21 protein-coding genes, 1 tRNA gene and 1 pseudogene are annotated in these 20232 nt (G+C 32.7%); 12 read left to right on the top strand and 11 right to left on the bottom strand.

The window, feature by feature from the left end; genetic code table 11:
* Positions 1-22: 22 nt before the first annotated feature.
* Together Q0K76_RS04180 and Q0K76_RS04175 are read right to left on the bottom strand one after the other, a co-directional pair.
* On the bottom strand, positions 23-1636 hold the full coding sequence (locus tag Q0K76_RS04180; RefSeq protein WP_294611828.1) for a mucoidy inhibitor MuiA family protein: 1614 nt from the start codon (positions 1634-1636) through the stop codon (positions 23-25).
* Between the two features lie 372 nt (positions 1637-2008).
* Complete coding sequence (locus tag Q0K76_RS04175) at positions 2009-3583, bottom strand: DUF4139 domain-containing protein (RefSeq protein ID WP_294611825.1); 1575 nt, start codon at positions 3581-3583, stop codon at positions 2009-2011.
* A gap of 230 nt (positions 3584-3813) precedes the next feature.
* Here Q0K76_RS04175 and nadR point away from each other — a divergent pair, with 230 nt between their 5' ends.
* From nadR to Q0K76_RS04145, 6 genes are all read left to right on the top strand, one after another.
* A complete protein-coding gene (gene nadR, locus Q0K76_RS04170) occupies positions 3814-5049 on the top strand; it encodes a multifunctional transcriptional regulator/nicotinamide-nucleotide adenylyltransferase/ribosylnicotinamide kinase NadR (protein ID WP_294611822.1) in 1236 nt (411 codons plus the stop codon).
* Positions 5050-5051: 2 nt separating this feature from the next.
* Positions 5052-5741 (top strand): nicotinamide riboside transporter PnuC, encoded by a 690-nt coding sequence (pnuC, locus tag Q0K76_RS04165; protein WP_294611818.1) that lies wholly within the window; start codon positions 5052-5054, stop codon positions 5739-5741.
* Positions 5742-6435: 694 nt separating this feature from the next.
* Positions 6436-7128, top strand: coding sequence for a TetR/AcrR family transcriptional regulator (locus Q0K76_RS04160; protein WP_294611816.1), 693 nt, complete (start codon positions 6436-6438; stop codon positions 7126-7128).
* Positions 7129-7330: 202 nt separating this feature from the next.
* Positions 7331-8098: a cyclase family protein gene (locus Q0K76_RS04155; RefSeq protein ID WP_294611813.1), complete on the top strand. Its 768-nt coding sequence runs from the start codon at positions 7331-7333 to the stop codon at positions 8096-8098.
* 17 nt (positions 8099-8115) lie between these two features.
* Positions 8116-9312, top strand: a complete 1197-nt coding sequence (locus tag Q0K76_RS04150; RefSeq protein WP_294611809.1) for an MFS transporter — start codon at positions 8116-8118, stop codon at positions 9310-9312.
* A gap of 14 nt (positions 9313-9326) precedes the next feature.
* Positions 9327-10151, top strand: a complete 825-nt coding sequence (locus Q0K76_RS04145; RefSeq protein ID WP_294611806.1) for a 3-keto-5-aminohexanoate cleavage protein — start codon at positions 9327-9329, stop codon at positions 10149-10151.
* A gap of 39 nt (positions 10152-10190) precedes the next feature.
* On the opposite strand, the gene Q0K76_RS04140 is transcribed toward Q0K76_RS04145, so the two are convergent.
* The 6 genes from Q0K76_RS04140 to Q0K76_RS04115 are packed head-to-tail and all read right to left on the bottom strand — an operon-like array spanning position 10191 to position 13709.
* Positions 10191-10817: a protein-L-isoaspartate(D-aspartate) O-methyltransferase gene (locus tag Q0K76_RS04140; protein ID WP_294611803.1), complete on the bottom strand. Its 627-nt coding sequence runs from the start codon at positions 10815-10817 to the stop codon at positions 10191-10193.
* Between the two features lie 5 nt (positions 10818-10822).
* A complete protein-coding gene (truD, locus tag Q0K76_RS04135) occupies positions 10823-11848 on the bottom strand; it encodes a tRNA pseudouridine(13) synthase TruD (protein ID WP_294611799.1) in 1026 nt (341 codons plus the stop codon).
* A gap of 11 nt (positions 11849-11859) precedes the next feature.
* A complete protein-coding gene (gene ispF, locus Q0K76_RS04130) occupies positions 11860-12354 on the bottom strand; it encodes a 2-C-methyl-D-erythritol 2,4-cyclodiphosphate synthase (RefSeq protein ID WP_294611797.1) in 495 nt (164 codons plus the stop codon).
* Between the two features lie 6 nt (positions 12355-12360).
* Entirely contained in the window at positions 12361-13065 is a 705-nt protein-coding gene (gene ispD, locus Q0K76_RS04125) for a 2-C-methyl-D-erythritol 4-phosphate cytidylyltransferase (protein ID WP_294611793.1), read from the bottom strand.
* A gap of 8 nt (positions 13066-13073) precedes the next feature.
* Positions 13074-13370, bottom strand: a complete 297-nt coding sequence (gene ftsB / locus Q0K76_RS04120) for a cell division protein FtsB (protein WP_294611790.1) — start codon at positions 13368-13370, stop codon at positions 13074-13076.
* A gap of 21 nt (positions 13371-13391) precedes the next feature.
* Positions 13392-13709, bottom strand: coding sequence for a TusE/DsrC/DsvC family sulfur relay protein (locus tag Q0K76_RS04115; protein WP_363322396.1), 318 nt, complete (start codon positions 13707-13709; stop codon positions 13392-13394).
* A gap of 196 nt (positions 13710-13905) precedes the next feature.
* Between Q0K76_RS04115 and Q0K76_RS04110 the strand changes: the two genes are divergently transcribed.
* The 6 genes and pseudogenes from Q0K76_RS04110 (at position 13906) to Q0K76_RS04095 (ending at position 17227) form a co-directional block, all read left to right on the top strand.
* Positions 13906-13993: transfer RNA gene (locus Q0K76_RS04110), tRNA-Ser, on the top strand.
* Positions 13994-14204: 211 nt separating this feature from the next.
* The gene (locus Q0K76_RS04105; RefSeq protein WP_294611784.1) at positions 14205-14366 is read left to right on the top strand and encodes a RepB family plasmid replication initiator protein; all 162 of its coding nucleotides are present in this window, start codon (positions 14205-14207) and stop codon (positions 14364-14366) included.
* Positions 14350-14607, top strand: a complete 258-nt coding sequence (locus Q0K76_RS13005) for a replication initiation protein (RefSeq protein ID WP_363322395.1) — start codon at positions 14350-14352, stop codon at positions 14605-14607. Before Q0K76_RS04105 ends, Q0K76_RS13005 begins: the two co-directional genes overlap by 17 nt.
* A 37-nt stretch (positions 14608-14644) precedes the next feature.
* Positions 14645-14710 (top strand): annotated as a pseudogene (locus Q0K76_RS13000) (hypothetical protein); the annotation flags it as partial.
* A 462-nt stretch (positions 14711-15172) separates the two neighbouring features.
* Positions 15173-16219, top strand: coding sequence for an AEC family transporter (locus tag Q0K76_RS04100; protein WP_294611781.1), 1047 nt, complete (start codon positions 15173-15175; stop codon positions 16217-16219).
* A gap of 9 nt (positions 16220-16228) precedes the next feature.
* On the top strand, positions 16229-17227 hold the full coding sequence (locus Q0K76_RS04095; RefSeq protein WP_294611778.1) for an NAD(P)-dependent oxidoreductase: 999 nt from the start codon (positions 16229-16231) through the stop codon (positions 17225-17227).
* A gap of 292 nt (positions 17228-17519) precedes the next feature.
* Here the strand turns inward: Q0K76_RS04095 and Q0K76_RS04090 are convergent, their stop codons facing one another.
* From Q0K76_RS04090 to Q0K76_RS04080, 3 genes are all read right to left on the bottom strand, one after another.
* On the bottom strand, positions 17520-18002 hold the full coding sequence (locus tag Q0K76_RS04090) for a hypothetical protein (protein WP_294611775.1): 483 nt from the start codon (positions 18000-18002) through the stop codon (positions 17520-17522).
* 61 nt (positions 18003-18063) lie between these two features.
* Complete coding sequence (locus Q0K76_RS04085; protein WP_294611772.1) at positions 18064-18246, bottom strand: hypothetical protein; 183 nt, start codon at positions 18244-18246, stop codon at positions 18064-18066.
* 348 nt (positions 18247-18594) lie between these two features.
* On the bottom strand, positions 18595-19977 hold the full coding sequence (locus Q0K76_RS04080; protein WP_294611769.1) for a hypothetical protein: 1383 nt from the start codon (positions 19975-19977) through the stop codon (positions 18595-18597).
* Positions 19978-20232 lie beyond the last annotated feature (255 nt).

The raw sequence follows: 20232 nt of genomic DNA, 5'->3' as shown, positions 1-20232 counted from the left end.
ATTTTCTTTCTATTAATTTTGTCTATAAGCCAATAACTTCGTCAACTTTGTCTTTTGGATAAGACACCTTAAAACTGAGATTAAGATTTTTAGCTTCACTTGGCTGTAATGCCAGCGTCCAGGTTAGTAATCCTGTTTCTTTATTTAAATCAGCCCCATCATATTTAGCATCTTCAAGCGTTATAGCTTTATTTAAAATCACCGGTAACTGATCATAAATAGCAATGTCGATTGGCAACGGTTTAGTATTTTTAACATCGATGGTATAGGCATATTTTTGCGAAATATCATCACCAAAGAATGAAGGTTTTGATGTCTCTTTAATATTACGTTTACGTGAAATTAAAATATTTTTATCGCGACCTAATGATAGTTTCAGCGTATCTTGCACACCGTTAGTGGTAATAAAACTTTCACCTATATAATTACCATTAAAAAATACAGTTGCTTTACCGGGTAACAAGTTAAGCTTATCCCAATCAGTAATTTGGGCTTGCAAGTACACATTACTGTCGAGTTTAGGAGTTGAAATATAACGGTATTTAGCCTCAACCGGTTTTTCTTGTAAGATTAATACATTATCTTCACTACCAGATTTAATAGTAAAAGGTAACTTAACATCAAAACGAGTATCAATACCACTATTATTGATCAATACGTTATTATTTGGTAGTTGAGAAATTGCACTTCCCATTTGCACAGCAGTAAGATCGTTACTACTCATACTCATACCAACATCAAACATTTGGCTTTGTTTATTTCTTTGAGGTGCAAAACGATATTTTTCGGCATTATACAAATCAATATGCCATGGAGTCGTAAAGATAGGTGCGGTAATGCCTTCACTTGGATTAGCGGTAGACAAACTAAAATCAACATTTTGCCAATCGATGCCACTTTGTTGGAAAACATTAGCTTTATAAGTTAATTGCACTGGAGAATTAATATCAGCTACCCGCACATCATAAACCGGTTGCCAACCAGCCTCAGTGATCACATAAGAGACCGTCACCGGCACTGTCACATCTTTATCGGCAAGCACTTTTAGTGTAATTGCATTATTCAAACTATGTGCAGCCGCCTGTTGTTGATCTATTTTTTGTTGGCAATCATTAAGCTGCTGTTTGAGGCTATCCAACTCTGTTTGCAACGCATATTGTTCATTCAAGGCATTAACTAAATTAGTTTTAATAAACTCTAAAGTATCTTGCATATCTTTGGTTTTAATTAAGCCATCTAAACGATTACCTTGCAACAGTGCCACGGTTTCAGAAGTTGCTTGATATTGAATATTAGTAGTGGCGTACTTTTCTTGTATTTGTTTTAATTGCGTTAATAATGGCTGAAGATCGCTATTGTCAGGTTTATTTGCCTTAGTATTATTCTGTAAACTAGTCGATAAAATCTTCACTTTGCTGTCAGCCCCAAAACCTACTGCAATAGAATTCGGATTAACATTATCAGCAATACCCGTTAATACAATTTCACTCTCTCCCTTGGTCAAAGTAACCTTGGCTTGCCCTTGTAATTCAGCCCCATTCAAAAACAAAGTCACTTTATTTAAAGTGACATTGTTATTGGCTAAAGCCGAGCCTGAAATAAAGGCGATTAATAGTGCTAATTTTTGAATTTTCATTGTTTTATCCTTTTATTAAATAGCTATGACTTCAACCATAAGTATGAAATATTTACCCAGTTCAAGCGAACTAAGGCACCACTAATCACTTATGTAAAAGTGCCCATGTTGATTTTCATTATATTAAATAGTCCCAATAAAAACACATTAATTTTTGTTTAATATATTGAGTGTTATGTAAAGCTATATACTTTCAGTTAAGGACAGGAAACACCACAATAAGTAATGTTTATAAGTAAGTGCAGCGGCTTAAATAACTTAAGGTTTTTTAAGTCGTAGGCTGAATGATAAAATCCAAATGCCAAATCATTTAGCTTAAACTAATGATTTGACCATTTGGATAATTTACACAATGCTAGGTTAACGTTTTGATTATAAACCAATTATATAATTCTCTTTATCTTGAGGATAGGTTAACTTAAAACGCAGATTAAGATTTTTAACTTCACTTGGTTGTAATGATAGTTTCCAGGTTAATAATCCTGTTTCTTTATTGAAATCAGCGCCATCATATTTAACATCTTCAAGGGTTATAGCTTTATTATGGATAACCGGTAACTGATCATAAATAGCAAGATCTATTGGTAATGATTTGCTATTTTTAACATCAATAGTATAAGCATATTTTTGTGAAATATCATCGTCAAAGAAGGTAGGTTTTGAAGTCTCATTAAGGTTACGTTTACGAGCAATAAAAATATTTTTATCTCGGCCTAATGATAGATTAAGTGTATCTTTCACACCGTTAGTAGTAATAAAACTTTCACCGATATAATTGCCATTGAAAAATACCGTTGATTTACCAGGTAATAAACTTAGTTTATCCCAATCAGTAATTTGTGCTTGTAAGTACACATTACTATCCAGTTTTGGAGTAGAAATATAATGGTATTTAGCTTCAACTTGTTTATCTTGCAGGATTAATACATTATCTTGAGTGTTAGTCTTAATAGTATAAGGCAACTTAATCTCAAACCGAGTATCAATACCATTAGCATTAATCCATGTATTATTAGCCATCGGATTTACCGATTTAGATATTTTAGCACTCATATTATCATAGTCTTTTTCGCTCTTAGAAAAAAAGAAACTACTTTTCCCACTGTTATACATATCAATCTGCCATGGTGATAATATTGGTGCAGTAATGCCTTCACTTGGATTGGCTGTAGACAGACTAAAATCAACATTTTGCCAATCTATGCCACTTTTCTGATAAACATTAGCTTTATATGTTAATTGTAGCGGCGAATTAATATCAGTCACGCGCACATCATAACTCGGTTGCCAACCCGCCTCCGTGCTCACATAAGAAACCATAACTGGCAAGGTTACGTCGTTATCGGCATACACTTTTACTGTAATTGCATTATTTAAACTATGAGTAGCCGCCTGTTGTTGATCTATTTTTTGCTGGCAATCATCGATTTGCTGTTTTAAGTTATCTAACTCAGTTTGTAATGCATATTGTTCATTCAATGTGTTAACTAAATTAGTTTTAATAAAATTTACTGCTTCTTGCAAATCTGTAGTTTTAATTAAGCCTTCTAACCGATTACCTTGCAAGAGTGCTATTGTTTCCGAAACAGCTTGATATTGAATATTAATGGTGGTGTACTTTTGTTGTAATTGTTTCAATTGTGTTAATAATGGCTGAAGATCACTATTGTCTGGCTTATTTGCTTCAGTTTTATTTTGCAAACTAGTCGATAAAATCTTTACGTTACTATCAGTCCCAAAGCCAACTGTAATAGAATCAGGGTTTACACCATTGGCAATGCCCGTTAATACAATTTCACTTTCACCCTTGGCAAGCGTAACCTTGGCTTGTCCTTGTAATTCCGCACCTTTTAAAAACAAAGTTACTTTATTTAATGTAACATTATTATTGGCAAAAGTTGAACCGGAAATAAATGCGGCTAAAAATGCAATTCTGCGAATTTTCATTGTTTTATCCTTTTTCAGTAAAATTATAATTCTCAGTCTTTTGACCAAGTCAACTTTAATTACACAACATATAACTTATTGGTTTATGCTGACAATTAAAAAAATTTGTATTTTATTATATTTAAATAACCAAAATAAAAAACAAAATATTTTTGTTTAATATATTGAACAATTATTTATTATGCATTATATTTAGTAAAAAATAAAAAACAAAAGTATAAGGAGTCACCATGAATAGTTTTAGTTATTTAAAAAAGGTAATAAAACGAAAGAATCTATCATTACAAACTGTTGCCGATGCTTGTCAAATGACTAAAGGATATTTAAGCCAACTTATTAATGATAAAATCAAAAATCCAAGTGCCTATAAACTACAAGCACTTCATCAATATTTACAAGTCGAAGAACCGAATAAACATAAAAAAACTGGGGTAATCTTTGGCAAATTTTATCCTTTACATACTGGCCATATTTATCTTATTCAACGTGCAATTAGCCAAGTTGATGAACTTTATGTAATCCTCTGTTCTGATACAACACGAGATATAGCATTATTTGAAAATAGTGCCATGTCACGCCAACCAACCATCAATGATCGAATTCGTTGGTTATTACAAACTTTTAAATATCAGAAAAATATTCATATTGAATTATTAGAAGAAGATGGTATACCTGCTTACCCAAATGGTTGGCATCAATGGAGTGATAGAGTCAAAAAACTATTTAACGAAAAGGGTATTGAACCAAATTATGTTTATTCAAGCGAACCTCAAGATGTTGCCATGTATAAAGATTTGTTTAATTTAGATACGGTGTTAATCGATCCGACTCGACAATTTATGCATGTCAGTGGCACTCAGATCCGTAAAGCTCCACTTAAAAACTGGCAATATATCCCAACAGAAGTAAGACCTTTTTTTGTTCGCACTGTTGCTATATTAGGAGGTGAATCTAGTGGTAAATCAACCCTAGTTAATAAACTAGCCAATGTATTTAATACTACCAGTGCTTGGGAATATGGTCGAGATTATGTTTTTTCTCACCTTGGTGGTGATGAGCGTGCGTTACAATTTGCTGATTATGATAAAATTGCTCTAGGTCATGCACAATATATTGATTTTGCAATAAAACATGCTAATAAAGTATCCTTTATTGATACTGATTTTGTGACCACACAAGCTTTTTGTAAAAAATATGAAGGCAAAGAGCACCCTTTTTTACAAGCGATGATTAACAATTATCGTTTTGATCTGGTTATTCTGCTAGGTAATAACACTCCTTGGGTAGCAGATGGTTTACGTCATTTAGGTAGCCCTAAACAACGAAAAGATTTCCAACAATTACTTATTTCTATATTAGAAAAAAATAATATCAACTACATTAAAATAGATTCGCCTGATTATGAAGAACGTTATCTGTGCTGCATCGATCTAGTTAATCAACTCATCAATGCGGAGGAATATTAATTATGAACAAACTAAACTCTGGTATTATATCAATTGGACGTAATAAATTTTATCCATACTTTTGTGTACTATTTGTTACTTTAGCATTTTTATATACTGATCCTTTTACTACTTTAAATCTACGTTATGCTATATCTTATTTTGGTGCTGTTTGTGGTTTGTTGTGTGTGATTTTACTGGCCAAACGGAAAAATAGTGGTAATGTACTAGGCATGTTTGCTGTAACTGGGGAATGTATTGCCAACTTTTTAGGCGGTAACATAGGCGCAAGTCTACCAACTTTCTATTATTTTGGTTCACACATTTATGGGTTATTTACTTGGCAAAAGAACCAAGATAATGATAAAAATGTTAAAGTTCGTTCCCTTAATGAGCAATCTTTTTTATATACTCTTACTTTTTTAATTGCTGCCGTTTTTTTCAATATTTATTTGACTGATGCCATTGGTGTAGATAATACAATTTATCAACTCATTACTAATTGTTTTATTTTTGGCTTAGGGGTCGTTGCCCAACTTCTGTTAATGATGAGATATTCATTTAACTGGTATTTATGGGTAATTTTGAATGTACTTGTAATAGGATTAAATATTTATACTGATAACTTAATTATAGCAACGCAATACTTAATCTATTTATTTAATGCCATTTATGGAATTTGTGAATGGAAACAATCAGAACGTAAGCAATAAATAATTTACTTTTAAGATAAAATTTTAATTGAGTTCGGTAAAAATCATATTCAAAATTAAGTTATTAACTAAAAGTGGAAAAAGATAGATAGCTTATTTTCTAACTTACAAACCATCAGTGTTAATATTATTTTTAATAATATATCTTATTAAAAATCTTCAAAAAACTAAAATGAGCTAGTCATCTTACTAGCTCAAAAAATCACGTCACAATTAATAAGTTACTCAATATTTAAAAATCAAATTTATTACCAAACTCAGTAATAAAATGGTTTTATTGGTTTGTAACCATTTTATAGCGTAATTGCCACTGTTAAATATATGAATAGGGTAAAAATTATATCTAATTGTAGAGCAACTAAGATGGAAATATTATTTGCCTATCCATACTATGAAATGAATAAAGTGCTAAAAAAATTTCAATACATTTATTAGACAACACTTTGCAAAAAATAGGTTAGTAATGATGATTGAAAGTTGAATTTTACTCTGCTATTAATCAATATTGTCATAAATTTTAATTAGACGATAGCTGTTGAAATAACAATTTTAGCAAAATTTTTAATATAATATTCAATAAATTATGTTAATATTGCAAATAATTAATTGGCTAATAAGTTTAACCAGTAATATTAAAAATTTATAGCCTAATCAAAAATAAATTGAATTACTAAAACAACATTAAAAAAATATTATGAAAAACACAACTGCAGAAAAACTGCTAAATTCAGCTGAACGGCTTTTTGCTGAAACAAGTTATAGTGAAGTGTCAATTCGACAAATTACCGAAGATGCAGGAGTAAAACTAGCATTAGTTCATTACCATTTTGGTTCAAAAGAAGAGTTATTTCGAGCAGTTATACGTAGACGTATTGGCACACTAAGTTCAGACCGTATTCGCCTTCTTAATCATTACAAAAATATTAATGGAAAAAAACCAATACCATTAGAAAAAATTGTCGAGTCATTTTTGGCTCCTTATCTTTACAACACCCTCTACGGTGGTGAAGGGTGGCACTATTATGCGATTAATGTCGCTCGACTTTTATCATCCGGTTCATCATTGGGATTATCCATCTTATGTGATCAATTTGATCCTTATGCAAAGTTATTCATTGCCGAATTAAAACGAACTTATCCAACATCTACGGTTGAACAAATTCATTGGGGGTTTGATTTTCTAGTTGGGCTAATGTGTAATACTTTTGCGGAAGTAGATCGGATTAAATTTCTTTCACATGATATTTGTTCAATTGCAAATCCAGAAATAGCTTGTCAATATCTTTATCATTATTCACTTGCAGGATTAAACGCAGTATTAACCAACTCTAAATACGATTATAAATCGGCATTCGATATTATCAAATCTTTTGCAAAAATTGACTAACTAGTCTAAATAGACAATAAACCATTTCCATATATATATTGTCACTATTACACTCCTTTTTTTAAAATTGAACGTTCAAATTAATTTGTGATCCATGTCATACTTAAAACAAAACAAAATTGAACGCACGTTCAATCAATACTATATTACATCAAATTTTATTGTTTAGATCACAAAAACAAGAAGCATAAGGAGTAACTATATGAAAATAATTGACTTAAGTGTATCAATAGAAGATCAAACCCCTAATGATCCACCATCAATGCCAACTGAAATTGATTATTGGGATCATGCAAAGGGTGCGGAACATATCAAAACATTTTTTCCTACGGCCACCAACAATGATTTACCAGATGGATTAGGATGGGCTATTGAATATATTAAATTAACCACACACAGCGGAACTCACCTTGATGCCCCTTGGCATTATCATCCAACCATGGATCACGGGAAAAAAGCAAAAACTATTGATCAGATGCCTTTAGAGTGGTGTATATCCGATGGTGTTATGCTCAATTTTTCACATTTCCCTGCTGGCTACGTTGTTACCGCCAAAGATATTCAATACGAGTTAGAGCGTATCGGTTATAAATTAAAACCGTTAGACATTGTATTAATTCAATCTGGTGCCCAACAGTATTATGGTTCAAAAGAGTATTTAGTTAAAGGCTGCGGTATGGGGCGAGAAGCAACGCTTTTTTTACTTAATAAAGGAATAAAAGTTGTAGGTACTGATGCTTGGAGTTGGGATAGTCCATTACCTTTAGTAGCGGAAAAATTTAAGGAAACACATGATAAATCCATAATATGGGAAGGACATTTTGCTGGTATAGAAAAAGAATATTATCACTTAGAAAAACTAACTAATTTGGATAAATTACCTGCCTTTGGTTTTACTGTTTCATGCTTGCCAGTAAAAATTAAAAATGCCAGTGCAGGTTGGACAAGAACGGTTGCAATAATGCCTTAATGGAAAAGGATTAAAAAATGAAAACAAATATTTTGAATAAATGGCATGTACTTGTAGGTGGCTTTTTTGGTTATATGTTTGATGCTATGGATATAACTCTATTGGCAGTTTCATTACCAGCAATTATGCATGATCTGAATATGGAAATGTATGAAGGTGGACTACTTGGTACAGCAACCTTATTAGGCGTAGGCTTAAGTAGTGTGATTGTTGGCTGGTTTTCTGATAATCATGGCAGAAGAAAATCACTGATATATAGTTTAATGATTTTTGGCATACTAACTGCTGCCATTTCACTTAGCCCTAATTGGATCGTACTTTTAATTTTACGTTTTGTAGCAGGCTTAGCATTAGGTGGAGTCTGGGGAATTATTGCTGCTTATATAGCCGAATCATGGCCAGCCAAACAAAGAGGTAGAGCAGCAGCCTTTGTACTAAGTTCATTCCCTGCAGGAGCTGGTATTGCAGCATTTCTTGCTTCAGTGATTATTCCTGATTTTGGTTGGAGATCACTCTTTTTAACTGGAGCAGGATCAATTATTGCGGCCCTTTACATTTATTTATTTGTTCCTGAATCAGAGGTATGGAAAAAACAAAAAGATGAAAGAATTGCGAAAGGAGATGTGAGCAATATTCAAATAAAAGAAATCTTTGCGCCTGAATTATTATCAAGAACAATTCTTGCAACATTAGTATCAAGTTTTGCTTTTGTCGCCTATTGGGGATCAACTACATGGATACCAACTTTTTTAATAAAAGTTAGAGGGTTAGATGTAAAAACCATGTCTTTATTTTTCTTAATATTGAATGTCGGGATGTTTATTGGTTATAACTTATTTGGTTGGTTAGCGGATAATATTGGTCGTAAATCAGCCATCATTTTATCTTTTATTGGAACCACCATTACATTACCTATCTATGTAATGGTTGAAGATTCTATGTTGATTTTATTAATGGGCCCTTTTTACGCTTTCTTTATTTCGTTCGTTGGTTTGTTTGGTTCATACTTTGGAGAATTATTTCCTACCCGGGTAAGAACCTTAGGAGCGGGATTTTGTTTTAATGCCGGTAGAGGTATTTCTGCTTTTTCACCATTTATCCTTGGTTTCATTGCAACAAAATACGGACTCACGGTAGGTATTGGTATTTGCGCAATATTTTTCTTTTTATCTGCCGTTACCATGTTCTTTTTACCAAATACAAAAATTGAATAATTAGGATTAATATTATGAAAAATAAAGTTATTATCACTGTTGCAACTACAGGAGCATTTCCAACTAAAGAACATAATCCTGCAATACCGATGACACCACAGGAAATTGCCAATGATGTTTATTCTTGTTGGAAAGCCGGTGCTGCTATTGCTCACTTGCATATGCGAGATGAAAATGGTAAAGGCACTATGAATAGTGAAAAATTTGAAGAAACGGTTTCATTAATTCGGCAAACTGACTGCAATATTATCATTAACTGTACAACATCGGGTGATCTCAATGCCACCGATGAAACCCGAATGATTCACTTATCTAAAGTCAAACCAGAAATGGGGTCTTATGACTGCGGAACAATGAACTGGATGAACTCAACTGTATTTTATAATACACCGCCATTTTTAGAAAAACTCGGGTATTATATGCAACAACAAAATGTAAAACCTGAAATAGAAGTATTTGATGCGAGTTTTATCTATAATGCACTTTACTATTTAAATAAAGGAGTATTAAAAGCACCATTACATTTTCAATTATGTATGGGGGCGCCTGGAGGTATTGCAGCTACTGTTGAAAATCTTGTTTTTTTGAAAAATTTACTACCGAAAGAAAGTACTTGGTCTGCATTTGGTATAGGTTCGAATCATTTATCAACTCTCTATGCAACTATTGCTATGGGAGGGCATATTCGTATTGGAATGGAAGACAATATTTACTATGCCAAAGGTGAATTAGCTAAATCAAACACCCAGTTTGTCGAACGGGCTGTTCGTATTATCCAAGAAGCCGGTAAACAACCAGCTACTCCAGATGAAGCAAGGAAAATATTAAACCTAAATTAATTAAATTGAATAAAACCACCATTTATTGTGGTGGTTTTTTTATTCTATATCACCTTTTAATAAGGGCACAAATTTTACTTTATCTATATTTTTAGTAATAAAATGATCACCCTTACGTTCAATTAATTTTAATACCTGAGTTTGTTCTCCTACTGGAATGACTAAACGACCTTTATCCGCCAATTGCTCTAATAAACTTTTCGGAACTTCTGATGCTGCTGCAGTTACAATAATGCCATCAAAGGGGGCCCTTTCTGGCCATCCATGCCAACCATTACCATGACGCGTAGCTATATTATGAATATCGAGTTGCTTTAAACGTCGTTTAGTATTCCATTGTAAACTTTTAATCCTTTCAACAGAACAAACATGATCCACTAACTTGGCTAAAACTGCCGTTTGATAGCCCGAGCCTGTGCCTATTTCAAGTATTTTAGAAGCAGGTTCCAACTTCAATAACTCTGTCATCTGTGCGACGATATAAGGTTGTGAAATGGTTTGACCACTACCAATAGGTAATGAACGATTATCATAAGCCTGGTGAGACAATGCTTCATCAATGAAATGTTCGCGAGGAATTGAAGCAATTGCAGTTAAGACACGTTCGTCTTTGATTCCTTGCTGACGCAATAATTTAATTAAAGATTGCATTTTTAGAGTTTGCATTTACCTTACTTGTTTCCTATTATCAATTCACGTATTACACTTGTTGCATAACTACCAGAAGGTAAATAAAAGCTTATTTCGATACTATCGTCATTTAACCATTGCCAAACAAATTGCTGCGGACGTAATAACAACGAACGTCTAGCTGTTTTGACCTGCTCTTTCTTAAATAAATCACCAAATTTAGACCAATTTTTCCAACACTCTTGTTCAAATTCTAGCGCAACAGACAAAGTGCCTAAAGGTGAATCCCCCATCATTGGGGCAGTAATATTAATTTCACCTTGAAGTAGACGTTGTTGTAACAACTCTAGTTCTTCTAGTTGTGCAATAAACCAGCTACTGCGTTGAGCCAATTGTAATATATCACCATCAAGCACTTTTTGATGTAGATTGTGCTCAATTCGCTTGCTTACTATATCATTAAAGATCGCACTGCGTGCAGCTGATAAATAGAAGCTTCTTTTTTTTCGATCCTTGACTGAAATTTCACCTTTTGCCCATTTTATGGCTTGAGTAATGTTATTATTATCATGTCCAAACCGTTGTTCACCAAAATAATTAGGCACGCCGTGCTGTTTAATTAATGTTAGTTTAGATTCAATCGCAATTTTGGAGGTTAAATCTCGGAGAATAATATTGAAATAATTACCTTTTAATGCACCTATTTTCAATTTTTTATTATGCCTAGCTATTTGTAATATTTGACATCCTGCTAAATCAAATGCTGAGAAATCGGGAGTTTGTTGTCCTGGCATATGTAAACTAAACCATTGTGTGGTAATAGCCTGACGATCTTTTAAACCAGCATAACTTACCAATTTAGCAGAAATACCCACATATTTAGCAAGTTGTTCAGCTACAAAAACGGTATTACAATCGCTTTTTTGTAGATTAACGAAAACATGTTCACCTTCACCTGTTAGTGCAAAACCGAGATCTTCTTTAACAATAAAATCAGCTAACTGTTGTTTATATTGCCCTATAGTTGTCGGTTTTCCATATAAATAACTCAGTTCTTCTATAAACACTTCTTTGTCCATTACTTGATTGAATTGATCGTCAATTTCTTAGTTAACAACACTACTGCTTCACAAGCAATTCCTTCTTTACGTCCAATAAAGCCTAATTGCTCGGTAGTAGTAGCTTTAATGCTAATTTGATCAAAATGGAGAGTAAGATCTTCAGCTATATTAATCCGCATTTGATCGACATGAGGGCGCATTTTGGGTTCTTGTGCAATAATAGTTGCATCAAGATTAGCCAGCTCATAACCTTTGGCTTGAATAATACTATAAATTTCTTTTAACAAAATTCGGCTATCAATACCTTGATATTTAACATCAGTATCAGGAAATAGCTTACCAATATCCCCTAATGCTAATGCACCAATCAACGCATCGGTAATAGCATGTAATACCACATCGCCATCAGAATGGGCAATAAGTCCACGCTCATAAGGAATTTTCACCCCACCAAGTGTGATCGGACCTTCACCACCAAATTTATGTACATCAAATCCATGCCCTATTCTCATAACTCTTTACCTATCAAAAATGTGATTAGTTAAATAAAACGTAGCTAATGCAATATCTTCCGGGCAAGTAATTTTGATATTATCTCGCCGACATTCAACTAATAATGGATGACCACCACCATACTCGATTGCTGAGGCTTCATCGGTAATGGCAACATGATTGTTTAAAGCTTGCTGTAAGCATGATTTTAACTCAGCAACTTTAAATAATTGTGGTGTTGCTGCTCCCCATAAATAATTACGATCTAGTGAATTTTCAATGACGGTATCATTATCATGAAAGGCGCGTTTAATGGTATCGTAAATACGCATTGCCAATATCCCACCTCGTTGTGAATTTATAACCGTTTCAATTAAGCGACTAATATCTTCTTTATCAACACAAGGTCGCGCTGCATCATGCACTAAAGCCCAGTCATTATCATCAAGCGATTGCAATCCAGCTAAAACAGAATTAGCCCGAGTTGCTCCACCCAAAACAACGCTAATTTTGGGATGGGTTGCAACTGAAAGTGTATTAAATAAGTCATCTTTCGGACTAATTGCTACAATGACTTTATCTATTTTCGGATGATTTAATAATTTATTTAGAGTATGCTCTAAAATTGTCATTGTACCAATTTTAATATATTGTTTTGGGATCTGACTATTCATACGAAAACCGACCCCCGCTGCCGGCACTATTGCTTTGATTTTAATAGCTTTATTCACGTAATACCTTATCTTTTTTGTGCATTAGAATCTATAATAATTCGGTAAAAATATTCATTTGGTTTAACCATGCCTAAATGGCTACGAGCACGCTCTTCTATTGCTTGAAAACCCTGTTGTAAATCATTAACTTCAGCAAACATCTGTTCATTACGAGCCTTTAACTTATTATTATCTTCATGTAAAGCAGCTAGCATTTTCAAATTATTTTGATAATCAAATATGTTATTTTTTCCGAACCATAAAGAATATTGTAAGTAACCAAGTATTGCTAATAATAACAAAGGAAGCTTCCATCTATTCATGAATTTAAAATTTCCTTCTATTTATATGCATTTAACAGGTTTGGGTAATCCAGCTAGTTTGGTTGCTTGTTTGGCAGGTCCTTCAGGAAATAGTCTATATAAATAACGGCTATTGCCCTTATCTGCACCAAACTTCTTTTCCATTGCTTTAACTAAAGCTCTAATAGCTGGTGAAGTTTTATATTCTAAATAAAAATCACGCACAAATAATATGACTTCCCAATGGGCATCAGTTAATTCAATCGATTCTTTTAATGCTAGTTCAGGCACTAAATCAGCAGACCAGTCCTGCCAATTCTTTAAGTAACCGTTCTCATCAGTTGCTATTTGTTCTAACATTTTTCTCAACATACAATTTTATTTATTGGATATTATTATACTCAATTAAATCAATTCCAACAGGAATTTTCAGAATAAAAGTCCGCCAATAAAAAGAATTACAGGCAAAATTGATGAAAATTAAAGCAAACACACTTTTTTTTTTAATTAACTATTTACAAAAGTCCGTCTCTACTTTAATATTCTGCGGCATTGCGGAAGTGTGGCTGAGCGGTTGAAAGCACCGGTCTTGAAAACCGGCGAGGGGCGACCCTCCCAGAGTTCGAATCTCTGCGCTTCCGCCATCCTTCTTATTTGTTACACCTCTAAAGGTGTACCTTTTTATGGTGCTATCCACAGGCTATAACCTTAAAGTGTAAATAATATATATATTTATAGTGTATTATATTTAAAAATATACATTATAGGTGCTTTATCATGAGTAATTTAATTGTTTATAAAGATAATTATCTAGTTGAAGCAAGTTACAAGCTGACGTTAGTCGAGTAACGTTTGATGCTTTACTGTTGTATAGGAATGTTAAACCCACAAGAACCACAGCAAAAGCAAACAATAAGCGTCGAGGACTTTATCAAACAGTTTCCTGATATAAAGCAAAATAATGCATACAAGCAAATAAAAACAGCGATCGACAATCTTTATGAACGTTCTATTTAATGTAAAAGATCCCAAACTAACAAAAAAATTTCGTTGGATTCAATCCGCAGAATATAAAAACAACAATGGATTAGCTATAATTGAGTTTCGCAATGCGGTCATGCCATACCTCTGCCAACTTGAAAAACAATTCACTAATTATCAATTACGCAATATAAGCGGTTTTAACCGTACTTATTCAATTAGACTATTATTATTAGCTATTAACTTAGTAAAGATCTCTAAAATCTCGCACGATTAGCGTGTTAGATTTACGCATTTCGTTATAGCTTAATAATAAATTTGAGGAATACAAAGAACTTAATAGGAAAGTAATTAAACCATCAATCGAAGAAATTAACTAAAAAAGTGACTTAAAAGTAGCTTATAAACCTTTACGGAAAGGGCGTGCAATTGATTTTATAGAGTTCTCTATCGAGGTAGACAATCAAATAAGTCTTCTAGAGCAACAAAGGAAAGTTAAGGAATTGAAAAAAACTTTAAGAAAAGGTATTTAGTAATTAGGTTTAATTATAGTTTATAGCATTAAATAAAAACAATATTATTCAATGAGCCTGTAGCATATTTTGTATAAACATTGTTTTTTATAAATAATCAGTTACTCGATTATCGAATTGAATCATAAACCAATTATGCTGTGTGTATAGAAAATCTATCAAGAAGGAAAAACAAGTAAATAACGCTAAATTCCAATTAAAAATAATATTAATACACTTGGCGAGCGTTGGATCAAGGTTAAAGATCCAAAATATACAAAATTTTATTTTAAATTATTTTAAATTTTTTATTTTAATTATGAGGATGTTATGGAAGGATTAGATTTGTTTCAAATTTTCTCAACAGTGCTAGGGAACAATAGTATTGTTGGGGCAATATCAAGTTCATTATTGATAATTTTATTAGGCTTTTTTTTAACTAAAAAGGAAATTTTTGATGCGAAGATAGCTAAACAGTTAAGCTTAATTATCTTAACTGTTGCTTTACCGGCATTAAGTTTTAAAAGCTTTATGCAAGACATTAGTCCAGAAAAGTTAATGCAAGGGGCTACAGTATTAATTTGGGGTTTTGTGATCCAGGGTTCATTAATTTTCTTAATGAAAATATATTATTTCCGCTATGAAGAACAACGTAAAAAAGCATTAACTGTATTAACTACGTTAGGTAGTACAACATTCTTTGGTATGCCAATTATTGGTGCAATTTATGGTACAGATGGCATACTTTATGCGTCACTATTCAATATTTCTTATCGAATTTTCCTTTATAGCTGGGGATTTATCTCATTTAGTGGTTTAAAAATGACGGCTAATAACATCAAACAAATGGTGTTAAATCCAATTATTATTGCAACGTTTTTAGGTTTATTTATTTGGATTTTCCAAGACTTTTTACCTCAAGTGCATGTTGGCGATAAAACCTATGCATTTTTACGTTTAGACAAAACGGCATATTGGCTATTCAAACCAATGGAATATCTTGCAGTATTAGCCTCTCCACTAGCTTGGTTATCAATTGGTGCTACATTAGGACAAGTGAGTTTAGGAAGTGCATTAACCAACAAAACAGCTTGGTTATATACTTTCACTAAAATTTTATTAGTACCAACACTATCAACTGTTGGATTATTTGTTGCAAATATATTCTTCCCAATTCCATTTATTTCGGTTGCAGTATCAGCAATAATGATGGCAACACCACCTGCAACAGTTGCAGTTGCTTACTCAATTAAATTTGATAATGAAGCAATTACATCGTCAAACTGTAGCTTAATTTCAACAGCTGCTGCTGTGTTTATTATTCCATTTATCATATTAATTTTAGAAATTATTAAAAATTTTAGTATGTTTATGTAAGGACCAGATATGAAAAAAATAAAAATGATTTGTTTTGGAGCACGAAAAAATGAGCAGCCTTATTTCCAATCTTTAAACAAGTATGGATATGAGTTAACACTCGTTGAAGAGCTGCTTACTGAAGATAACGTTGACTTAATCAAAGGTCACAACGCTGTTATGCTACGTGGTAACTGTAATGCGAAGCTTAGAAATTTAGCAAAGATGAAAGAGATGGGCGTTGAATTTTTATTAACCAGAACTGTTGGTGTTGATCATATTGATGTTCCTGAAGCTAAAAAACTAGGTTTTAAATTAGCTCTAGTACCAGGATATTCTCCTAATGCTATTTCTGAGTTAAGTTTAACTTTGGCATTAATGCTACTTAGAAATACAGCATCGATGACTAATTCAACAAGCAATGGAGATTTCACAGTTCACAGCAGCTATTTCAGCCGAGAAGTACGTTTACTTAAAGTTGGTGTGTTAGGTGTTGGGCGCATTGGTTTAACTACAGCTAAACTTTTTAAAGGTTTAGGTGCAGAAGTAATTGGTTATGATATTTATCAAAGCGAAGAAGCTAAAAAAACTATCACATTTATGGAAATGGATGAGGTAGTTAAGCTATCAGATATTATTTTACTTCATATGCCATATATCAAAGATCAAAATCATCATATTGTTAATGCTAATTTTTTAAGTAAGATGAAAGATAATTCGATCTTAATCAACTGTTCTAGAGGTGGACTTGTTGATTTATCTTCGGTTATTACTGCCCTTAAAAGCGGTAAATTAGCGGGATTTGGTGCCGATGTTATCGAAAATGAAAGTACTATTTTCAATAAAGATTTCAAAGGTCAGTCAACAGGTAACCCTGTAATTGACGAGCTTATTTCACTCTATCCTCGAGTATTAATTACACCGCATGTTGGAAGTAATACGGATGAAGCTTGTCGTAATATGATAGAATATAGCTATGATAATCTTCAAGAATACTTAGATACAGGTGACTGTAAAAACAAGATCTAATTAACTAATTATCATCTATTTTTCCGTGTGCATTAACTGCTAATGCACACGAAAAAACTCGCTAAAGCCCTTCGATGGCTGATTCCTCTGTTTTTCAAAAAGACTAATTCTAATCTTTATCAATACTATACTGATCCAAGCTATTTCACTTTACACTCTGTAATATAAAATTATAGTGTAAATACCCCATTCTTAGTACACAATTCACGTAGAAAATTACTCCGGGAGTTTTAGTGTTTTATATTCTCAATCGGCGTCATATTATTTAATGCCTCATGGGGTATTTACAGGATCATTCCTCATTTTCTATGAAGTCTCCACTATCAATAACTAGCAAAGAAAAAGCAGTGAATTTTTGCTTTGCATTTATTGTCTTAGTGATATGATTGCTGCTAGTCATAATTAAGTTAATCCATTCCAATAATTTTTCGTGATCCCTTTCCTGAGTTGCGAAAGCAATAAAATAAACAGCATCATTCTGTGAGGACAAAATATCTGAAATTACTTCGCAATAAGTAAGATAAGGCAATATAATTGCATATGGAATAGCAGGATAGTTGCATAGACAAGTTAAGTCAGAAGATAATAACTTTTGCTGGATTTCATGAGAAATTCTTCCTGGTAATAGCAGGTAGCACCATTCAGATTCTCGTAGTAAAATATCAGGATAGTTTTTGTTGATTTGATATTTAGATATTGTAAAAAGAGATTTTATTTTTTCTTTTTGTTGAGATAAAGTCAAACCTTCATCCCAGAATGGAGTGAATTTAACCATTAATAAAATCCTCTAATATCATGTTTAAATTTCTAAAATTTTGCTCCATGAACCAATAGTTTTAAAAAATCCAACAATATTTCTTTTGCATTTTAAGAGTGGATCGAACATCTAAATTCGGTAGCCTTGCCCTTCTTTGCTCAGAGTACAAAACAATTTGTAATAAAGCTATAGCCATTTCAACATTATTGTCTTTAACAAATTTTTCTATAAGTAAGTTTATAATTTTAGTAGTGCTATTCATGAAACCACCTGATTAGGCTGGGCTTATATTTTATTATAATACGACACAAATTAAATTTTATAAATTGTTATGTTTGCGCATATATAATTAGTCATAAATGCAGTTTTAAACGCATAAAATTTAATCCACTAGATAGTAGAGATTTTTCATCATTCAAAAGATATTCCTGCAAACGTGATTACGGCAGGAGTTCCTTGTAATGTGTTACGACAAATTAGTGATGTTGACAAAACATCATATCTGGCTGATATAAAGATTAACTCAAAATAGAATATACAAGAAACACTGGCAAGTTAAACGTCGTTTATTTAACCGGTAACCGCAAGTGACTACTTTTTAATAAATACATTACGGAGTAATGAGCATGTTCATTAATTTTTGTAACGTGTCATAATCGTCGGCCTTAAGGTCTTGGGGGGAAATGTTGTTTAGTATTTGTGGTGTTTTCTTTACCGAAGGATTGACGTAAGCATAAACCTTATTACCATCGGTAAAAAAGTAATAGTAATCCACAACAACTGAATCTCCCATGCGACTATCGCATGGTTTGATAACATTGACAATTGATCCTAAAAAAATAGGTTTATCTTTAGATATATCGCTACTAAGTTCGTCAGCACCAATAAAAATTCTTTGATTTTGGATTTCAATATAATCCTCAGTAGTTTTAAGATTAATTTTTTTTTCTTGAGGTTGTAGTTGATGTTCATGATAAAGGTATTCCAATACATTGTCAGAAAATACCACCGTGACAGGTCGATGCAGTTCCTCAGGATTCTTAACCACCGCCAGATCAAGTGGCTGGCGTTCTTGAATAAGATCCCAATTATCAGCATAAACTTTATCATGATAAACATATACATCTTTGTACTTATTCAGGTAGGTTGCTTGTATAGGCGTGAAAAAAGAATCCTCCCCTTGAAGCACAGTACTGCGTGCATAAAGCCAGATCAGTCCATCTTTGGTATCAATCGAATCCCCTGAGTAACTAGGGTGAATCTCAGCATTAGTAAAGCCGTCATGCTTGCCTTGCAGATTAAACTGTTTGGTAATGTCTTGGTATATAAATCGTATATTAATTAGGTAAAAGGTATCATCATCATATAAGTAGTGATGTTGCTGATAAAAATCCAGTGACTGAACGAAATGTGTTTGTGAAGGTGAGAGATGCGGTATTTCTTTAAGTCTATTTTCCCCTTCATAATAAATATACACAGCATGATCATCTTTTAATAATATTTCACCACGGTTGAAGTTGGCGATTATTTCGAGATTGCCTTTAAGTTCAGGTATTTTGTGTTTAATGCTTTGCCCATTATATGCTAAAACAACATAATACCAGTCACCGGAAACCAGATAAAACTGGTTAGAGACAATTTTGTTAACTTCGTCCTCACGAAACAATGGGTTAACACCATACTCTTTAACTGTATATAAAGATTTAGGTACAAGATAGTACATAGCATCTGTTAGGAAAAGTATATATTTACCATCATCAGAAATAACCCGAAAATCTTGACCGTTAACACCTTTTAAGAGCTCTTTATCCTGAGATACATAACTGACTTTATTACTATCTTTAATTGTTTCTTGCAAAAACATACCGCCGTTTTCAACCAATAAGTTGTAATAACCTTCGACGATATAGTTATAGCAATGGCTTGCTTGTGCCAAGCTGGCGAATACCAAACAGGTGATAGCTAATAGGATCTGTTGTATAAGATGTTTCATTGTTGATGAGCTTTTGAAAATGTTAACCCTTGGTCATTTTAACAAAGTAATTTACAAAAATTTAGGATTATTTGTATCGCTTTTTCAAACAGGAATAAAGTGTCTTTTGGCTTGTTTAGCAAATTGCTTTTAATAAATATATCCAAGTAGTTTAAACTCAAGCACATTGAAAAATATGATTATAGTTATTTGTCTTAACCCTTGAATTCAAGTACTAAGTGCGAATCTTAACTAAAATAATGGTGACAATAAAAA

The sequence above is a fragment of the uncultured Gilliamella sp. genome (assembly GCA_945271295.1).
Lineage (GTDB): Bacteria > Pseudomonadota > Gammaproteobacteria > Enterobacterales > Orbaceae > Gilliamella.
This window is presented reverse-complemented; position numbering and strand designations above follow the sequence as displayed.